The sequence below is a fragment of the Mesorhizobium sp. M7A.F.Ca.CA.002.04.1.1 genome, from assembly GCF_004022805.1.
Classification (GTDB): Bacteria; Pseudomonadota; Alphaproteobacteria; order Rhizobiales; family Rhizobiaceae; genus Mesorhizobium; species Mesorhizobium ciceri.
In genome coordinates this window covers 1-2,176 of sequence record NZ_RZPL01000868.1, presented here as the reverse complement: position 1 = coordinate 2,176, position 2,176 = coordinate 1, and the positions used below count along the sequence as shown (strand labels likewise).

3 protein-coding genes and 1 pseudogene are annotated in these 2,176 nt (G+C 65.0%); 1 reads left to right on the top strand and 3 read right to left on the bottom strand.

What is annotated here, in order from left to right; translation table 11 throughout:
• Positions 1 to 118: pseudogene (locus ENZ75_RS35405) on the bottom strand (threonine-phosphate decarboxylase); the annotation flags it as partial.
• Here ENZ75_RS35405 and cbiB point away from each other — a divergent pair.
• A complete protein-coding gene (cbiB, locus tag ENZ75_RS29695; protein WP_128278544.1) occupies positions 117 to 1,088 on the top strand; it encodes an adenosylcobinamide-phosphate synthase CbiB in 972 nt (323 codons plus the stop codon). The pseudogene ENZ75_RS35405 and the gene cbiB overlap by 2 nt on opposite strands.
• A gap of 36 nt (positions 1,089 to 1,124) precedes the next feature.
• Here cbiB and cobO read toward each other — a convergent pair whose 3' ends face one another.
• Together cobO and ENZ75_RS29685 are read right to left on the bottom strand one after the other, a co-directional pair.
• Positions 1,125 to 1,739, bottom strand: coding sequence for a cob(I)yrinic acid a,c-diamide adenosyltransferase (gene cobO, locus ENZ75_RS29690; protein ID WP_063168228.1), 615 nt, complete (start codon positions 1,737 to 1,739; stop codon positions 1,125 to 1,127).
• Position 1,740: 1 nt separating this feature from the next.
• The coding region (locus tag ENZ75_RS29685) for a bifunctional adenosylcobinamide kinase/adenosylcobinamide-phosphate guanylyltransferase (RefSeq protein ID WP_164888110.1) at positions 1,741 to 2,176 on the bottom strand (436 nt) is incomplete at its 5' end.

Below are 2,176 nucleotides of genomic sequence, written 5' to 3'. Positions count from 1 at the left end.
AGTGCGGATTGATACCGGTCGAGAGGTCGACGAAAGGCAGCAGGGCGTTGGGGAAAAGCACCCTCGCGCGGCCAAGACTTCCACCATGGTCCACAACCGCCCCATTAAGAAGCTTCATGTCAGTCCTGATCGCTTTCCTGTCATTGGTCGTCGAATTCGCCCTCGGTTACCCCGACTGGCTGTTTCGCGCCATCGGCCATCCGGTGACGTGGTTCGGCAGGCTGATATCCTTTCTCGACCGCAGGCTCAACCGCGCCACTGATCCCGACGCGCTGCGTCGCAAGCGCGGTGTCCAGGCGCTGCTGGTCATCGTGCTGGTGCCGGCGATAATTGGCCTGGGCGTGCAGATCCTGTTCTGGTTCGTTCCCATGGGCCTCGTCATCACGGCCCTTCTGGCAACGTCGCTTCTGTCGCAGAAGAGCCTCTATGAGCATGTCGAGGCGGTGGCTGACGCCCTCGACACCGGCGGCATCGCCTTGGCCCGCCTTGCCGTTTCGCGGATCGTCGGTCGCGACCCTGAAACGCCCGACCGGGCCGGGGTCTGCCGCGCGGCGATCGAGAGCCTGGCCGAGAATTTTTCCGACGGCATCGTCGCCCCTGCCTTCTGGACCGGCGTCGGCGGCCGGGCCGGCGGCGCCGCCTACAAGGCCGCCAACACCGCCGATTCGATGATCGGCCACCGCACCCCGCGCCACGAGGCGTTCGGCTGGGCGGCGGCGCGCTTTGACGATTGGATCAACCTGCCGGCGTCGCGGCTGACGGCGCTTCTGATCGTGCTGGCGGCGTTCTTCGTCAAAGGCGCTGATGCGAAAAAAGCCTGGCATGCGGTGCGGCGCGACGCGAAAAAACACCGCTCGCCCAATGCCGGCTGGCCGGAAGCGGCGATGGCCGGTGCGCTCGGCCTGGCGCTCGCCGGCCCGCGCTTCTATGGCGGCGTGCTGGTCGACGACGTCTTCATGGGCGAAGGTGGGCGGCGTGAAGCCGACAGCCTCGACATCAGGCAGGCGCTGAAACTCTATCGCGTCGCCGACTATCTGCTGATCGCTCTGTTCGGGTTGGTTTCGGTCGTTGTCATCGTTGTGACCTAACCTCACCCTCCCCCGTCTGGGGAGGTTGAGGAACACTCAGAACTCGATCCCCTGCTGCGCTTTCACGCCGGCGGAAAAATGATGCTTGGTCACGCTCATTTCGGTGACGAGGTCTGCGGCCTCGACCAGCGCCGGCTTGGCGTTGCGGCCGGTGACAACGACATGCAGGCCCTCGCGCCGCGCTTTTAGCGCGCCAACCACTCTGTCGAGATCGAGATAGTCGTAGCGCAGCGCAATGTTCAATTCGTCGAGCACCAGCAGGCTGATCGACGGATCGGCCATCAGTTCGAGCACCTTGGCCCAGGCGGCTTCGGCGGCAGCGATGTCGCGCTTCAGATCCTGGGTTTCCCAGGTGAACCCCTCGCCCATCGCGTGCCACACGACACGGTCGCCGAAGGCGGCGAAGGCGTCTTTCTCGCCGGTGTGCCACTTGCCCTTGATGAACTGGACGACACCGACGCGCTTGCCGTAGCCGAGCATCCGCAGCGCCAGCCCGAAGGCGGCCGTGGTCTTGCCTTTGCCCGGGCCGGTGTTGACGATGAGCAATCCCTTCTCGACCGTCTTGCTCGCCACCTCGGCATCCTGCACCGCCTTGCGCTTGGCCATCTTGGCGCGGTGGCGCTCTTCGTCCTTATCGTCGATATCGGTCATATCATTTCACCTTGAGCGGCAGCCCCGCCACCATCAGCAGCACCGTATCGGCAATCGCCGCGACCTGCTGGTTGAGCCGGCCGGCGGCATCGCGAAAGCGGCGCGCCAGTGCATTGTCCGGCACGATGCCTTGTCCGACTTCATTGGACACCAAGAACCAGGGTCCGCGCGGCCGCGACAGCACCTCCGCCAATCGCCGGCATTCCAGCTCGAAATCGTGTTCGGCCAGCATATGGTTGGTCAGCCACAGCGTCAGGCAGTCGACAAGCACCGGCCGATCGTCCGGCAAGGCGGCAAGCGCGCCGGCGAGATCGAGCGGTGCGTCGATGGTCGTCCAGCCTTCGCCGCGCCGCGACCGGTGCAACGCGATGCGCTCACGCATCTCGTCATCATAGGCTTGCGCCCTGGACCTATATCGCCACGGCGCAAGCCTATGA